Origin of the sequence: Dermatophilus congolensis, assembly GCF_900187045.1 — a bacterium.
GTDB classification, from domain to species: domain Bacteria; phylum Actinomycetota; class Actinomycetes; order Actinomycetales; family Dermatophilaceae; genus Dermatophilus; species Dermatophilus congolensis.
Map to the genome: position 1 here is coordinate 191,035 of NZ_LT906453.1, position 15,459 is coordinate 206,493.

General features: G+C 62.3%; 16 protein-coding genes and 1 tRNA gene. 6 read left to right on the top strand and 11 right to left on the bottom strand.

What is annotated here, in order from left to right; genetic code table 11:
* Window positions 1-4 precede the first annotated feature (4 nt).
* From CKV89_RS00770 to CKV89_RS00790, 5 genes are all read right to left on the bottom strand, one after another.
* Complete coding sequence (locus tag CKV89_RS00770; RefSeq protein ID WP_028327420.1) at window positions 5-322, bottom strand: hypothetical protein; 318 nt, start codon at window positions 320-322, stop codon at window positions 5-7.
* Window positions 323-439: 117 nt separating this feature from the next.
* Window positions 440-1,246, bottom strand: a complete 807-nt coding sequence (locus CKV89_RS00775; RefSeq protein WP_028327419.1) for a TrmH family RNA methyltransferase — start codon at window positions 1,244-1,246, stop codon at window positions 440-442.
* Between the two features lie 59 nt (window positions 1,247-1,305).
* On the bottom strand, window positions 1,306-1,557 hold the full coding sequence (locus CKV89_RS00780; RefSeq protein WP_028327418.1) for a hypothetical protein: 252 nt from the start codon (window positions 1,555-1,557) through the stop codon (window positions 1,306-1,308).
* A gap of 265 nt (window positions 1,558-1,822) precedes the next feature.
* Complete coding sequence (locus CKV89_RS00785; RefSeq protein ID WP_231935406.1) at window positions 1,823-2,683, bottom strand: Cof-type HAD-IIB family hydrolase; 861 nt, start codon at window positions 2,681-2,683, stop codon at window positions 1,823-1,825.
* A 504-nt stretch (window positions 2,684-3,187) separates the two neighbouring features.
* Complete coding sequence (locus CKV89_RS00790; protein ID WP_028327417.1) at window positions 3,188-3,652, bottom strand: NUDIX domain-containing protein; 465 nt, start codon at window positions 3,650-3,652, stop codon at window positions 3,188-3,190.
* 230 nt (window positions 3,653-3,882) lie between these two features.
* On the opposite strand from CKV89_RS00790, the gene CKV89_RS00795 reads away from it, so the two are divergent.
* Together CKV89_RS00795 and CKV89_RS00800 are read left to right on the top strand one after the other, a co-directional pair.
* Complete coding sequence (locus CKV89_RS00795; RefSeq protein WP_051277590.1) at window positions 3,883-4,635, top strand: AzlC family ABC transporter permease; 753 nt, start codon at window positions 3,883-3,885, stop codon at window positions 4,633-4,635.
* Entirely contained in the window at window positions 4,632-4,940 is a 309-nt protein-coding gene (locus tag CKV89_RS00800; protein WP_028327416.1) for an AzlD domain-containing protein, read from the top strand. The genes CKV89_RS00795 and CKV89_RS00800 overlap by 4 nt, the downstream gene beginning before the upstream one ends.
* Window positions 4,941-5,039: 99 nt before the next feature.
* Here the strand turns inward: CKV89_RS00800 and serS are convergent, their stop codons facing one another.
* The 5 genes from serS to CKV89_RS00825 form a co-directional block, all read right to left on the bottom strand.
* The gene (gene serS, locus CKV89_RS00805) at window positions 5,040-6,362 is read right to left on the bottom strand and encodes a serine--tRNA ligase (RefSeq protein ID WP_028327415.1); all 1,323 of its coding nucleotides are present in this window, start codon (window positions 6,360-6,362) and stop codon (window positions 5,040-5,042) included.
* Window positions 6,363-6,464: 102 nt separating this feature from the next.
* Window positions 6,465-7,307: a formate dehydrogenase accessory sulfurtransferase FdhD gene (gene fdhD / locus CKV89_RS00810; protein ID WP_028327414.1), complete on the bottom strand. Its 843-nt coding sequence runs from the start codon at window positions 7,305-7,307 to the stop codon at window positions 6,465-6,467.
* Window positions 7,304-9,106, bottom strand: coding sequence for a selenocysteine-specific translation elongation factor (selB, locus tag CKV89_RS00815; RefSeq protein ID WP_028327413.1), 1,803 nt, complete (start codon window positions 9,104-9,106; stop codon window positions 7,304-7,306). Before selB ends, fdhD begins: the two co-directional genes overlap by 4 nt.
* Window positions 9,103-10,473: an L-seryl-tRNA(Sec) selenium transferase gene (selA, locus tag CKV89_RS00820; RefSeq protein WP_034401242.1), complete on the bottom strand. Its 1,371-nt coding sequence runs from the start codon at window positions 10,471-10,473 to the stop codon at window positions 9,103-9,105. Before selA ends, selB begins: the two co-directional genes overlap by 4 nt.
* A gap of 23 nt (window positions 10,474-10,496) precedes the next feature.
* Window positions 10,497-10,592: transfer RNA gene (locus CKV89_RS00825), tRNA-Sec, on the bottom strand.
* A gap of 194 nt (window positions 10,593-10,786) precedes the next feature.
* Here CKV89_RS00825 and CKV89_RS00830 point away from each other — a divergent pair.
* The gene (locus tag CKV89_RS00830; RefSeq protein ID WP_051277589.1) at window positions 10,787-12,448 is read left to right on the top strand and encodes a methyl-accepting chemotaxis protein; all 1,662 of its coding nucleotides are present in this window, start codon (window positions 10,787-10,789) and stop codon (window positions 12,446-12,448) included.
* Between the two features lie 78 nt (window positions 12,449-12,526).
* On the opposite strand, the gene CKV89_RS00835 is transcribed toward CKV89_RS00830, so the two are convergent.
* Window positions 12,527-13,477 carry a pseudouridine synthase gene (locus tag CKV89_RS00835; protein WP_028327411.1) on the bottom strand — a complete coding sequence of 317 codons (951 nt, stop codon included), beginning with the start codon at window positions 13,475-13,477 and terminating at the stop codon, window positions 12,527-12,529.
* A gap of 155 nt (window positions 13,478-13,632) precedes the next feature.
* On the opposite strand from CKV89_RS00835, the gene CKV89_RS00840 reads away from it, so the two are divergent.
* The 3 genes from CKV89_RS00840 (at window position 13,633) to CKV89_RS12430 (ending at window position 15,352) form a co-directional block, all read left to right on the top strand.
* A complete protein-coding gene (locus tag CKV89_RS00840) occupies window positions 13,633-14,280 on the top strand; it encodes a VOC family protein (RefSeq protein WP_028327410.1) in 648 nt (215 codons plus the stop codon).
* 144 nt (window positions 14,281-14,424) lie between these two features.
* Window positions 14,425-14,727: an ATP-binding cassette domain-containing protein gene (locus tag CKV89_RS12425; protein WP_267879289.1), complete on the top strand. Its 303-nt coding sequence runs from the start codon at window positions 14,425-14,427 to the stop codon at window positions 14,725-14,727.
* Between the two features lie 25 nt (window positions 14,728-14,752).
* Window positions 14,753-15,352, top strand: a complete 600-nt coding sequence (locus CKV89_RS12430) for an ATP-binding cassette domain-containing protein (protein ID WP_267879288.1) — start codon at window positions 14,753-14,755, stop codon at window positions 15,350-15,352.
* Window positions 15,353-15,459 lie beyond the last annotated feature (107 nt).

Genomic DNA, 15,459 nt, shown 5'->3' on the forward strand with positions numbered 1-15,459 from the left:
GTGTTTATTGGGTGTTTTTTGCGTTTTGTTGATCTATTTCTTTATTGAGGGCTTCGCGTTGCTCTTTTGATAGTTGTGAGATGAGTTGGGCGTTTTCTTCAACGGAGCGGGAGAGGTATTCCTCGACGGTTCCTAGGGAGGGCGCGGAGGTGAATGCGGGTTTTTGAGGGAGGGTTGTTTTTTCGTTGGCGTGGGTGGGGGTGTTTTCGGTTGTTGTGGTGGGGGTTTCTGCGGGGGTGTGGGGTGTGGGGGCGGTCATGATGACTGTTGTTGCCAGGGCGGCGGCGGTGAGGCATCCGGCGACGATGGGGAGAGCTTTCATGTCGTTTTCCTTCACTTTTCTGCCCCAGGGGAGCAGGTGTGGTGGTTATGGGAAAACGATGAAGGTTTTGGGTGTTGTTGTCGGATATATGCGTGCTGTGGGCGCGTCGCTGTGTGGCTAGTGGGTGGCGGCGCGTTGGCGGACTGCTTCGTAGATGACGATGGCGGCGGAGGTGGAGACGTTGAGGGAGTTGGCGTGGCCGTGCATGGGTATGCGTACGCGGTGGGTGGCGGCGGCGAGCATGCGTTGGTCGAGGCCGGTTTTTTCGGTGCCGACGGCGATGGCGATGGGGCCGGTGTAGTCGATGTCAGTGTGGAGGGTGTCAGTGTCGGGGGTGGTGGCGATGAGGGCGATGTTGTTCTCGGTGATCCATTCCAGGGTGGCTTCGGTGGGGTCGGCGGCCACGGGTACGGAGAACACGGTGCCTTTGGAGGAGCGGATCAGGTTGGGGTTGCCCCAGTCGGTAACGGGGTCGGCGGCGATGAATGCGTCTACTCCGGCTGCGTCGCAGGTGCGGAGCATGGCGCCGAGGTTGCCGGGTTTTTCGACTGCTTGGGCGATGAGGGTGAATGTGGTGTTGGTGGGGTGTAGGTCGGTGAGGTTTCGGTGCAGGCCAGGGACGATGGCGAGTACTCCGTCGGGTCCTTCACGGTAGGCGATTTTTTCGAATGCGTTGCGGCTGAGGCGGATTGTTTCTGCGCCGGTTGCGCGTGCGTCGGAGACGATGCTGGTTGCTTCAGGGGCCATGAGTTCGGGGCACCAGAACAGGGTGCGGGGGTGGACGCCAGCGTGGATGGCTAGGGAGAGTTCTTCGAATCCGTCGATGAGGGTCAGTCCGCTGTTGTCGCGTTCGCGGCGTCGGCGTAGGGCGTTGACGTGTTTGAGGCGGGGGTTTGAGGGGCTGGTGATGGTTAGTTCTGGCACGGCACTCTCCGAGGGGGACGTGGGGTTTGCCCCATCGTAGGTGCAGGAGGGGGGTGGTGTTAGGCCACGGGTACGGCTAGTGGCCCGCCGGGTAGGGCGTCGCCGTCGGCGAGGTGGGAGGCGAGGTCTCGTAGTGCGCGTTGGTAGCCGAGCATGAAGTCGGTTTCGCTGCGGGGTTCGCGCCGGTCTGTGATGTCGTTGACGAGGGCGTTGGCCCAGCTTTCGAGGTATGTGGCGATGAGGCGGTGGTTTGTGGCCAGGTCGGGGGTGTTGTTGTGGCCGAGGGGGTGTTCGGCGTGTGCTGCAGTCATGGGGGTGGAGTCCTTTCCTGTCTGTGTGCTGTCGCGGGGGCGGCAGCCCGCTCAGTCCTCGAGCGCGACATCAGGTGAATCGGCTGGGCTGTGGCGGGAAGTATGAAGCTGGACAGGTGAAATGTGGCGGGCTGTGTGGGTTGGACGCCCGGCCCTGGAGGGTTTTTGTTGGCGTGCAGCGTTGTGGTGGCGGGGGTTTCGGTTTGGTTGATGGTTTTTGTGTCAGACGTCCATGAATGGGGTGGTTGCATGCATGTGGGTGGGTTTATGCGTTGGGTAGGAGGTCAAGTACGTCGGCGAGGCCGTCGTTGTCGACGTGTGCGGTGACGTAGTCGGCGATGGCGGCGACTTCGTCGGGGGCGTTACCCATCGCGATTCCGCATGCCGCCCAGGTGAGCATTTCGATGTCGTTGCGTTGGTCACCAACGGCCAGGGTGTGGGTGGGGTCGATGCCTAGGTGGGTGCGGATGTTTTCTAGGGCGGATGCTTTGGAGACTCCGGTGGCGGTGATGTCGAGCCATGCGGTGAATCCGATGGCGTAGTTGACTCCGTGGAGCCCCATTTTGCCGATCCGGTCGGTGAAGTGTTCGACGTCGGCTTCGGGGTCGTTGAAGGTGACGCGGGTGGTGGGGTGGGTGAAGAGGTCTTCCCAAGCAACGGTGTGGATCTGTCCGTCGAGTTCGCTGCGGGGGAAGTCGCCGTGGATGTCGAATCCGACTCCGACTCGTTCGACAGCGAGTGCGCCGGTGGGGAATTCGCGGCGCAGGGTGTGCAGGATGGGGGCGGGATCGAAGGTGCGTTGGTCGATGATTTCCCAGCCGTGGGGTAGGTCAGGGTCGAGCCGGAGGGTGACGGCTCCGTTAGAGGTGACAGCGTATCCGCGCTGGAGGCCAAGTGCGGTGATGATGGGGGCTGCGGACAGGATGGATCGTCCGGTGGCGATGATGATGTGGTGGCCGTTGGTGTTGCTGCGTTGGATGGCGTCGCGGACGCGGTTGGTGAGGGTTCCGTCGTGGCCGATGGTGGTGCCGTCGATGTCTAGGGCGATGAGGTGGCTCCCTGCGGGCAGGGGAAGCTGGGCGGGCAAGGTGCAGGGTTGCTGGTGGGTGGGTTGGTAAGTGTTCACGTGTGTTTCTCCCTTGTGTGCCCGTCTTCTGGTGCGGCGTGGCTGTGCTGTGTGGTGGCCGCGTGTGGGCATGTGTCCTTTTATTTGCGTTTTTTCAACACTGGGTGAGGTGGGTGTGGTTCCGCAAGATCGGATGCGTCAAGCGCGTGTTTTTTGGGTGTCGGGGTGGTGAATTTACGGCGAATCGCCCCTGTTCACAGAGCAGCCGGGGCGGGGTGCTCTGTGAACAGGGGCGATGGGAGGGTCCAGTTGGTGTTGTTTAGTTAGTGGTTTTGAGTGCTTGCCGGTAGGTAAGGCGAGGTGCTTTGTGGGCGCTTTCACGATATGGCGAGGTGACCTGCCTGGGATCTCTCTGTTGGTGGAATCACGGGGAGGATTTTCGAGCTGTCGAGCAGCTAAGTCAGGTGTGTACTCCCCCACGCGGATGAGCACGATCCGGGCAGGTCCCGGCGGGGCGATACAGCTGAGGGGTAGGCCCTGGTCATCGAGTAGATGTGCGGGGTGTTAGGTGCGTGGCAGCCGGTCGAGAAATTCTCGCTGCCCAGCTAAAAGCCGCGCTCGGGCCTGTTCACATGGCATCCATTCAGCACGGTCCACTTCAGGAACAGTGATGATGCGTCCTGAGCCGCGAGGATGTTCGGTTTGGCAGGTGTTGCTGGCAACGAACATCAACGTGGCGGGCGCGTGGACAGCGTAGGCGTGAACAATTTTGGAAGGGTTCTGGCGCACTTTCCCCAGATCAATCCATGCTTGCGGGTTACCGGGGGCAGGAGCCCCTGTTTCTTCGGTGAATTCACGTCCAGCAGCTGCGCGGGCATCCTCGCAGGCAGGGTCGTATTCGCCTTTGATGATGGACCACACACCTTCATCTTTACGCGCCCAGAAAGGACCCCCCGGATGGGCGATAAACACCCACAGCTGATCGTTATCGACGCGGTAGGGCAGCAGCCCGGCACTGTGCTTCGGCATACCTTCTACCCTGCCACCGGCAAGGCCGCAGGCATTTCATCGCTGCACCCCAGCAATTTCTGGTGTCCACTCCCCCGGCCTGATAAGCCCGGACTCATACGTAACCCGCCCGCCACCGGCGAGTTTGGCCACCTCCACCGTGAGCGCCACTGACGCCTACACGCCAATTACACACACATCCCCATTAACCCGCGACGGCGGCCGCCACACGGCCGTACAGTTGCACCGTCATGACGCAAGCACACCCACCCCACGCCAATACCGCCACCGCCGCAATCCGTGACTCCATCTCCATCGGGCTGGGCTACTTCACCGTATCCCTGGCCTTGGGTGTTTACGCCGACCAAGTCGGCATGGACACCCTACTTTCGGGGTTTATGAGCGCTTTCACGCTCTCTTCTTCTGGAGAATTCGCGGGCCTGAACACGCTGGAAACCAACGGCACCTACCTGCAGCTAGCCATCGGTGTCATCCTCGTCAATCTGCGCTACGTCCTCATGGCTATCTCTTTGGGCCAGCGTTTAGGCCCCGAGGTCAAAATCCGACATCGCATTCTCATGGCGTGGGGCATCACCGATGAGATCTACGCCCTGGGTATGGCCCGCCGCCAGGTAGGTTTCCTGGACTATGTCGCTTCGATGGTGCTGCCGATTCTTGGCTGGACCTCTGGCACCATCGTGGGATCCCTTGTTGGCGCGAGCCTTCCTCCGCTGCTGACCTCAGCAGCTGGCGTGCTTCTTTACGCAATGTTCGTGGCGATCGTCATCCCCACCACCCACGGCTCCCGCCCCATGCTTGCTGTGGTTCTTGGCGCTGCGGCATTGAGCGTGGTTCTTTCTTACCTTCCGGGTTTGGATGCCGGGTGGCGCACCATCATCGTGACCATCGTGGTTTCTGCTATCGCTGCGACTTTCGCGCCTTGTCCTGATCCTGAACCTGACTTGCCTACTGATCCCGGCTCCATCAAGGAGATCCACGCATGACCCCTCTGGGAGCTGTTGTCGCTATGGCCGGGGTGACGTACCTTTTGCGTGCTATCCCGCTCATCACTGTCCGCCGCCGGATCACGAACACGTGGATCTTGAGCTTTCTGCACTATGTTCCGTCAGCTGTTTTGACCGCGATGACTATCCCTGCCGTGGTCACCGCCACCAACACTGCCGTCTCTGGGGTGACTGCTCTTGTTGTCGCTGTGGCGTTGGCGTTGGCTCGCCGCAGTCTCATGGGTGTGGCTTTGGGTGCGGCTTTGTCGGTGCTTGCTGTGGAGGGCGCTATGTCTCTCATGTGAGGACCGAGCCACAGATATTTCAGGCTGGGTGGTTTTCAACAAATGCTTTGTTTGTTGAAAACCACCCAGCCCGTTTGTTTGTGCAGAAATATTTTCAGGTCAGCGTTGCCCTGGGGTGAGAACGTCGGTGTGCATGTAGGGCCGCAACGCCTCGGGGACTCGCACAGAACCGTCGGCTTGCTGGTGGTTTTCTAGGATCGCGACCAACCAGCGGGTTGTTGCCAATGTTCCGTTCAAGGTGGCCACCACTTCGTTACCGTTTTCGCCTTTGCTGCGGATGTTGAGGCGGCGCGCCTGGTAGGTGGTGCAGTTTGAGGTGCTGGTCAGTTCGCGGTACCGGCCTTGGGTGGGAACCCACGCTTCGGAGTCGAATTTGCGTGCCGCGGGGCCGCCCAAGTCACCTGCGGCGACGTCGATGACGCGGTAGGGCAGTTCCATCGCGTCGAGCATTGCTTTTTCACAGTCCAGGAGTCGGGTGTGTTCGGCTTCTGCTTCCTCGGGGCGGCAGTAAACGAACATTTCGATCTTCTGGAATTGGTGCACGCGCAGAATGCCGCGGGTGTCTTTGCCGTAGCTTCCTGCTTCTCGGCGGTAGCAGGTGGATTGGGCGGTGTAGCGCTTTGGCCCTGCGGACAGGTCGATTACTTCATCGGTGTGGAATCCGGCGAGCGCGACTTCTGAGGTGCCGGTGAGGTAGAGGTCGTCGGCGGCGAGGCGGTATACCTCGTCGGCGTGGGCGTCGAGGAACCCGGCTCCGGCCATGGTGCGTGGGTTGACCAGGGTGGGGACTTGTAGCTGGGTGAACCCGAATTCGTAGGCTTTGTCGAGCGCCAGGTTCAGCATGGCTTGTTCTAGGCGGGCGCCTTGTCCGACGAGGTAGTAGAACCGGGATTCGGCGACTTTGACGCCGCGTCCGGTGTCGATGGCGCCGAGGTGTTCGCCCAGGTCGAGGTGATCTTTGGGTTCGAATCCTTCGGCGGCGAAGTCACGTGGTTGTGGGCCGCGGTGTTCCAGGACGGTGTAGTCGTCTTCGCCGCCGGCGGGGACGCCGTCGATGATGACGTTTCCTACGCGGCGGAGGGTTTCGTCCAGTGTTGTTTGTGCGGTGTCGGCCGCGGTTTGGAGTTCCTTGACGCGTGCGGCGATTTCGGCGCCTTTGGCGCGGGCTGCGTCGGCTTGGTTTTGGAGTTCGGTGGTGTCTTCGCCGGCTTTTTTGGCTTTGTTGAGTTTGCCCATGAGGGGGCCGAGTTCTTTGCTGACACGGTTTTGTTCTGCGCGTGCCTGCTCGAAAGCTTGGAGTGACTCGCGGCGTGTCACGTCGGCGGCGAGGACCTGATCGACCAGGCTCTCGTCCTCGCCTCGGGCGTGCTGCGACCGCTTGACGGCGTCGGGGTTTTCGCGGAGGAACTTGATGTCGATCACCCTGTTACCCTAGCGCGCACGTTGAGGTGGCAGATGCTCTGGGACGTTTTCGAGGCCTACATGTGATGTAGCTGCTTAATCGTGCGGGTTTGGGGGGTGGGGTTAGGGAAGGATGCGATCTTTTCCGGCGTAGATGTTCATGCGGTTTCCGCGAACGAATCCGGCCAGGGTCAGTCCTGTTGCTTCGGCGACGTCAACGGCTAGGGATGAGGGTGCTGAGACGCCCGCGAGGATGGGGATCCCGGCTAGTGCGGCTTTTTGGGCTAGTTCGAAACTTGTTCTTCCAGAAACCATGAGGATGTGGCCCCGGGCTGGGCGGATCCGGTTTTGCATGGCCCAGCCGATTACTTTGTCGGTGGCGTTGTGGCGGCCGATGTCTTCGCGGGCGACGAGCAGTTGCCCTTCGGCGGTGAAGAGACCGCAGGCATGTAGGCCACCGGTGGTCTCGAATGCGCGTTGGGTGTGGCGGAGTTTTTCGGGTAGGTCAAGGATGCAGCTGGCGGTGACGGTGGTGGTATCTGCGCGTAGGTCGAATTGTTGTTCGCTGGTGAGTTGTTCGATGGAGGCGGTTCCGCAGACTCCGCAGGCGGAGGTGGTGATGGATGCGCGGATTTTGTTTTCGGGGAGGGTGAGGCCGGGGGTTAGGCGCACGTCGAGGACGTTGTAGGTGTTGCGGGGGGTTTGGGTTTCTTCGTCGGTGATGGCTCCTGCGCAGTAGCGGATGGTGGCGATGTCGTTGTGGTCGCTGATGATGCCTTCGGCGGCTAGGAGTCCGTGGACGAGTTCGAAGTCGTGGCCGGGGGTGCGCATGGTGAGGGTGTATGCGGTGCCGTTGATGCGGATTTCGAGTGGTTCTTCGACGGCGAGGGTGTCGCGGCGGGTGATGCCTTGGGGGTGGGCGGGGTCGTATGCAGTGATGGCTTGGCGGCGGGTGATGCGGTTCATCGGTTGTTGCCTCGGATGATTTCGCGGTGTCCGGCGTCGATGCGGCGGGTCCAGCCGCGGCGGTCGAGTTCTTCGAGTAGGGGGATGATGACGCGGCGGGTGGTGCCGAGTTTTTGGCGGGCTTGGCTGGTGGTGAAGGGTTGCGGGAGAGTGGCTAGTTCGCGCATAGCTAGGGCGGGTGCGCGGGGTGTCAGGACGATATTGTCGCCGAGGTCGATGAGGCGGCCTAGGCGCACGGCGGCGGCGATGTGTTTGGGGCTGAGGTGGTTGGCGGTGAGTTCGTCGCGTTCGGGTGCGGCGAAGGGGTTTGTGGCTAGGCGGTGTTCGATGTGGGCGAGTCCGGGTTCGGCTGCACCTAGGTTGGGGCCGCGTCCGGGGATGTGGAGGTAGCCGTCTGTGAGTTTGAGGGTGTCGGTGGTGGCGATCAGGTGTGGGATGAGCTGTGGGGTGGGTAGGTCTGCGGCGCGGGCGGCTGCGGGTGCGGGGGTGCGGGCTTGGAGGGGGTCGGTGTCGATGGCGTGGTTGACGGTTTCGGTCAGTCGGGTGATCCAGGTGTCCCATTGGGTGGGGCAGATGAGTAGTCCGCAGGTGTGGATGAGGTGGGGGTTGTTGGTGGTGATGTCGGTGTCGGTGGCGCCGAGGGCGCGGGCGTCGGTTTCGGTGAGGTAGCCGCGGCGGGTGACTTCGGTGGTGAGGTCGAAGGTGGTTGTGGCTTGGGTGAGTTGTTGGGCGCGGGCGCGGGCGGCTCCGCGGCGGGTGAGTGGGGGTGGGTCGGTGTCGAGGATGGTGGCGCCTGCGGTGATGGCGCGGCGGCCGGGGTCGCGTAGGACGAGTCGGTCGCCGGTGGCTAGTGGTAGGGGGTGGGGCCAGGTCAGGCGTGCGGTGGTGTGGTCTAGGGGGCGGATGCGTACTTGTGCTGCGTGGGTGCCGACGTGGGCCATGAGGTATTCGGGTAGTTCGGTGGTGTTGTTGATGGGGTGCAGGCGTATGTCGGTGGTGGTGGTTGTGTGCCAGGTGTGGGGGGTTAGGAGTAGGTCGCCGCGGTGGAGGTCGGTGGTGGTTAGGCCGCGTAGGTTCAGGGCGATGCGGGCTACGGCTGGGACGGTGTCGCGGTCGGTTTCGAGGGTTTGGATGCCTCGGACAGTGGTGGTGTGGTGGCTGGTGGGTGTGTGGGCGGTGAGGGTGTCGCCGATGGTGATGGTTCCGGATTCGAGGGTTCCGGTGGCGATGGTACCGGCGCCGTGGATGGTGAAGACGCGGTCGATCCATAGGCGGATGCGGCTGTTGGTGGTGGGGGCTGGGAGGGTGTCGCAGAGGGTGGCTAGGGCGGCGCGTAGTTGGTTGAGTCCGGTTCCGGTGCGGGCCGAGCAGGTGATGATGGGGGCGTTGGCCAGGCCGGTGTCGGTGAGGTGTGCGCGGGTGTCGGTGATGGTGGGGGTGGGGTCGGCGAGGTCGGTGCGGGTGATGACGATGATGCCGTGGGTGATGCCTAGGGCGTTGATGGCGTCGAGGTGTTCGGTGGTTTGTTCGCGCCATCCTTCGTCGGCGGCGATGATGAGCATGACTGCTGGTGCGGGGCCTATTCCGGCGAGCATGTTGCCGATGAAGCGTTGGTGGCCGGGTACGTCGACGAAGCTGATGGTGTGGCCGGTGGGCAGGGTGGTCCATGCGTAGCCCAGGTCGATGGTGAGGCCGCGGCGGTGTTCTTCGGCCCACCGGTCGGGGTTGTGGCCGGTCAGGGCGGCGACGAGGGTGGTTTTTCCGTGGTCGACGTGTCCGGCGGTGGCGATCACCCTCATGTGTGGGGTTCCGTTTCGTGTGGGGCGGGATGGGTGAGGGCGGTGTGGATGGCGTGGGTGAGGGTGGTGTCGTTGGTGGGGTCGATGCAGCGTAGGTCGATGAGTACGCGGTTGTCGTTGATGCGGGCGAGGATGGCGGGGGTGCCGGTGCGTAGGGCGTGGGCGAGGCTTTCGGGGGTGTGGTGGGGTGGGGTGGGTAGGGCAATGGCCAGGCTGGGAATGGGGTGTTCGGGTGCGCCTCCGCCGCCGATGTGTGCGGTGGTGGTGATGGTGTCGCCGCCGATGGTGGTGGCGATGGTGGTGGTGCGTTTGTGTAGGTCGGTGGGGGTGAGTTTGCGGGCGCGGGTGACGGGTGGTTCGGGTCCGCGCAGGGTGGCTTCGAGGGCGGCGAGGGCGAGTTTGTCGATGCGGAAGGCGCGGGCGAGGGGGTGTTTGCGGAGTTGGTTGATGAGGTCGGTGCGGCCGATGAGGATGCCTGCTTGGGGGCCGCCGAGGAGTTTGTCGCCGCTGGCTAGGGCGAGGTCGGCGCCGTCGCGGATGGCGGTGGACAGGTCGGGTTCTTCGGGCAGGGTTGGGTCGTGGCGTAGGAGCCCTGAGCCGACGTCGACGATGAGGGGGATGTGGCGGGTGGGGCTGGTGGTGGTGATGAGGTCGGCGATGGTGGCGGTGGGGACGGTGCTGGTGAATCCGTTGATGCGGAAGTTGGAGGGGTGGATTTTGAGTATGCAGCCGGTGGTTGGGGTGATGGCTTGGCTGTAGTCGCTGGGGTGGGTGCGGTTGGTGGTGCCGATTTCGCTGAGGTGGGCGCCGGTGGCGGTGATGAGGTCGGTGAGGCGGAATCCGGCGCCGATTTCGACCATTTCGCCGCGGGAGATAATGATGTCGGGGGTGGTGGGGGTGGTCAGTGCGGTGGTGGCTAGGGAGAGGGCTGCGGCACCGTTGTTGAGCAGGAGGACGGAGATTCCGGTGGTGATGTCGGGGTCAAGGGCGTTGAGGATGGCGTTTTCTGCTCCGGTGCCGCGGCGGGATCGGCGGCCGGTGTGCAGGGACATTTCGAGGTTGGTGGTTCCGGCGGCGATGGTCAGGGCGTGTTGGGCTGCTGCTGAGAGCGGGGCGCGGCCGATGTTGGTGTGGATGATGATGCCGGTGGCGTTGAGGATGGGGGTCAGGGAGCACAGGGGAGGCAGGTCGTTGGCGGCGGTGGGGATGACTTCTTCGGGGGTGATGTGCCCGGTGCGTGCTGCGTGTTGTGCCCGGTTGATGGCTGCTTTGACGGTGGCGTGGTCGTGGGTGGTGAGCGCTTGGGCTAGTTCTGGTGCGGCCATGGCGGCGTCGGTGCGTGGGATGCGGCGCCGGGGGTCGCTCACAGGGTCTCCTCGTCGATGAAGGGTGGCGGAGGGGGACGGGAATCGAACCCGCCAGGCCGAGATGCTCGGCCTCACCGGTTTTGAAGACCGGGGAGTCCACCAGGAGCTCGTACCCCTCCGTTGCTAACCATAGTGGGGGTGGTGATTCTTCTCTCATTGAGGGCGCTTTTTAAGGGTGGTGCCGGGTGTGTTGTGGCCGTTGTGGTGGGGGGCAGGTGACGCTCTGTGGTGGAGAGATTCAGTTTTGGTTTTTCCGCGCCGATGGGGGTCCGGTAAACGCAACACAATTCGTTTCCTTGCGACCGGAGGATCCATGACGTCCATGTTCACTTCTCACGCTGGCAGTTCGGCTGCTGGCGGTTCATCAGAGCCTGGCAGGCGGTTGGGTATCAGGCTGAAGATCATGTCGGTGGGCATGCTTGGCGTGATTGGTGCTCTCATTCTCGGTTTGAGCAATGTGTGGGCGCTGAACTCAATGAGCACCGCCACTGAGGCTATTACCTCTAGCGGTGCAATGAATGTTCTTCTCGGTAAGACCGAGAGCCTGATCAATGACTTGAACGGCCAACAAAATGGGTACGTTTTGGAGGCTGGTCGCCCCGGTGCCGGGAAAGTTAATGACAATGCGGGATCCCGTAAGGACTACCTAGACCGGTTAAGCAGTTTCAAGAAAACTGTCGATCAGATGGAAGCTGGAGCTCGCACAGAAGCAGGCAAGGCAGCTATCGCTGAGCTGAAATCCATCATTCCCAACTGGGAAGCCACAGACGCCAAGGTTGTCGAGGCTTTGAACCGGGGCACGGCCGCTGGCCGAACTGGAGCTTCTCGACTCGCCATCGAAGACGCTTCGGACATCATGGATCAGATGAAAGCCTCGATTAAGAAACTCCGGGAGGCTGCCACGACTCGGACCCAGGATGCGCAGGATGAAGCGACCCAGGCCAAAACAAGCGCGATCATCATTGCTCTAGTAACACTGCTCGCTGTTATTGCAGCGGTCGTGATTATCTCGATGAAGATCAACAAGCAGATCCTTGCTTCGGTGCACGAGGTGCTGACCTCGCTGACCGCTATGCAGAACGGTGACCTGCGTGTTCCTACGCAAGCCCGCACCAATGACGAGATCGGCGACATGGCCCGCGCTGTTGAGGCCACCCGGATTTCGATGCGGGACGTTATCAGTGAGGTCGGTAACGCTTCTTCCTCGGTTGCTGCAGCCAGTGAAGAACTGAACGCCACCGCCACCCAGGTGGGTAGCTCTGCACAGTTGTCCGCTGACCGCGCGGATGCTGCCTCCCAGTCCGCGAATGAGGTTTCGCAGAACGTGCAGACTGTCGCTGCGGGTACTGAAGAGATGACCGCTTCAATCCGTGAAATCTCTAAGAGCGCTAACGACGCTGCTGGTATCGCCGCTCAGGCCGTGGAGGTCGCAGACCGCACCAACTCGACTGTGGCCAAGCTGGGCACGAGCTCGATGGAAATCGGTGAGGTCATTAAGGCCATCACCAGCATCGCTGAGCAGACCAACCTGCTGGCGTTGAACGCCACGATCGAGGCAGCCCGTGCCGGTGAGGCTGGTAAAGGCTTCGCGGTTGTTGCTAACGAGGTCAAGGATCTGGCTCAGGAAACCTCCAAGGCCACCGAGGACATCGGCCGCCGTGTCGAGGCCATCCAAGTGGACACCGAAGCTGCTGTGGCTGCGATCGGTGAGATCTCCAGCATCATTGCTCAGATCAACGACACCCAGGCCACGATCGCTTCAGCGGTGGAAGAGCAGACCGCAACCACCAACGAGATGGGCCGTAGCGTCGGTGACGCCGCTGGCGGTGCTGTAGAGATCTCTCGTGGTGTGGCCGATGTGTCGGCTGCTGCTGCAGAAACCAGCAGCTCTGTTGAAGCTACCGTGCAGGCCGCCGGTGAGCTTTCTCAACGCGCCTCGGATCTGCAGTTACTGGTCAACCGCTTCAGTATCTGACAGTCCCTTGTCAGCGCGGGAGCGCCGCACCCCAATTCTGAGGGGGCGGCGCTCCCTTGCGTTACCGGCAAGCCCACTTCAGAGGTCTCTTGAGGGTAAGGACAGCTGGATGCCGGAGGTGTAACTGCGCGGTGTGCCATCCACCGGGTCAATAAACCGCAACGTTCGGGCCACCAGCCCCAACGGCTGATCAAACCTCTCCCCCGCCGGGGTTAGCAGCTCTTCTTGCACCACCGGGTACAGCGGGTCATTCAGCAACGGGGCACCAAGAGAAGACATATGCACCCGCAGCTGATGGGTTTTACCCGTCACTGGGCATAGCTCATATCGCCCCACCTGCCCACCCGGGCCGGTAGACGTCTGCAGCAGACGTCCCCGCGTGTGCGCGTTCGGCTCCCCCTCAACCTCAATCGCCTGCCACGAACCCCGCGGTTTGATGATCCTGCTGCGCACCTCAAACCCCTCCCCCGCCCCGGCAAGCGGTACCGCGAGCGCCTCGTATGTTTTGGTGACAGCGCCGGTTTCGAAAAGGGTTTGGTAGGGGCGGCGCCAGCGGGGTTCGGTAGTGAACAGCAGGATGCCGCCGGTGAGTCGGTCGAGGCGGTGCGCGGGGGCGATGTGGGGCAGTCCTAGGGTGAGTCGGGCGCGGATGAGTGCTGTTTCGCGGATGTGGCTGCCGCGTGGGGTGGTGGCCAGGAAGTGTGGTTTGTCCATGACGATGATGCGTTCGTCGTGGTGGAGGATGGTTAGCTCGCCGGGCACCGGGCGTTCGGGTGGGGGCGGGTCTTTGTGGAACCAGATGAATCGTGCGGGCTGGCAGGGTTCTTGCCCGGTGAGTGGGTGGCCGGTTTCGTCGACGAATCGGTGGTTTTTTAACCAGTCGTCGATGTTGACTGCTGGCAGGCGCTCTCGGAGGAATTCAGCGACTGTGGCCCATGGGAGTGGTTCGTTTCGTACGCGGGCGGGGGTGCGTACCCAGACTGGGTCCAGACCGTCGCGTTGCGGCAGTGGTGACCTGCGCGAAGACATAGCGGCAGCATCCCACATCCGGGGTTAGCAGCCGCGGTTTCTTTGTGGAAGGGCTAGGGAGATGAGGAGGGTGGGTTGTTCGTAGGGTTTGGTGTGGGCGGGGGTAGGCGTCTATCGGATTCGGGGGTTTTTCGGGGTTGTGCCACGATGGGCGCATGCGAGTGGACCACGTTACTTATGCGGCCGAGCATGACGGTATGCAGGCTACGGCGGAGCGGCTGGCCGAGCAGCTGGGTGTTCAGGCTGTTAACGGGGGTGTCCACCCCAATTACGGGACCCGTAACATGATCGTCCCGTTGGGCAATGACCAGTTTTTCCAGGTGGTTGAAGCCCTGGATCACCCGGCTTCGTTGAAAGAGCCGTATGGGCAAGCGGTGCGTACCTGCACTGAGCGTGGTGGCGGCTGGCTTGGGTGGGGTATCCGGGTTGATGACATGTTGCCTGTGGCGCAGCGTCTGGGGCGTATCCCTGAGCCTGCGCATCGTCGTTTCCCTGACAATCGTGAACTGCACTGGACTCAGATCGGCTACAACGGTCTGCTCAATGACCCGCAGTTGCCGTTCTTTATTTGTTTCCAGAACCCCGAACTTCACCCCTCGGGCGCGATCCGTGATTTAACTAACCCGAAGGTGAGTATCTCTAAGCTCACTATTGCTGGGGATCCGCAGCGGGTCCACGACTGGCTGGGGTTGCCCGCGGATCAAACATCCACGGTGATTGATTTTGAGTTCATCGCCCCTCACGGCAACGCTGGCCTGATGTCAGTGACTTTCGAGACTCCGAACGGTCCAGTCACTATCTAATTTGGGCTGGCTGCTCCCCTGGGCGAGGCGCCGTGGCAGTTGTCAGTGAAGATGACAGATGTCATGACCAAAAGGTGCAGGCCTCAGCGGTATCGGTGCGTAGATTCACCGGTGCGGCAGCGAAGCTGAGCCTACGGTGAAGGCATGACAACGCCGCTGCTCACCGCCACTGGACTCCGTCGCCGCTATGGCCACCCGGTCAACGGTTTCGAAGCTGTCTGCGGTGTCGATCTACACGTCGATCCGGGTGAAATATTCGCGCTTTTGGGCACCAACGGGGCCGGGAAGACCTCGACGATGGAGCTGCTTGAAGGTATGGCTCGTCCCTGTGCTGGGACAGTGCGCGTCGCAGGGCTTGACCCTTTCACCGAGCGCCGACGTCTGCGGCCACACGTGGGGATCGTCCTGCAAAACGCGGGGTTTTCCGGTGACCTAACCGTGAGCTAGACATGCCCGCATGTGGGCCGGAACGATGGCATCCCCACGGCCCATTGACGAGGCGCTAGCCCTGGTTGACATGTTGGATCGCCGTGAAGTCCTGGTACAGAGCTTGTCCGGTGGTGAACGGCGGCGTCTGGACCTGGCCCTGGCGATCATGGGGCGCCCGCGGCTGTTGTTCCTCGACGAGCCGACTACTGGCCTGGACCCAGAGAGCCGCCACCGGGCATGGGATGTTCTTACCCGACTCGTCGACGGTGGAACATCGGTGGTGTTGACCACCCACTATCTGGAAGAGGCCGAGCGGCTCGCGGACCGTATCGCGATCATGCATGCCGGGCAGATCGCTGCGACTGGCACCCTCGCGCAAATCGTCGCCGACCAGCCCGCCACCATCACGTTCCGCACCCCGGCAGTGGCGGTGCCGCAGTTCGCTGGCGTCCACATGTCTGTGGACGGGCCTCGCACGGTGCTGCGGACACATGCCCTACAGCCTGATCTTGCCCGCCTACTCGCGTGGGCCGGTGAGGACATCGTCTTGGAGGATCTGCGTGCTAGTGCGGCATCGCTGGAGCAGACGTTCCTCACCATCGCTGGTTCTGCCTCTTCGCCTCTCCATGAGGAAGCCGCCTAGGCCCCACCGGCATGCACTCACCGCCTTGGGTAAGTCGCATCGGTGTGCTGCTGCGACACCGATGCGGGGGCACAGCCATCGACCTCACGGCAAAACCTTGGGGATTC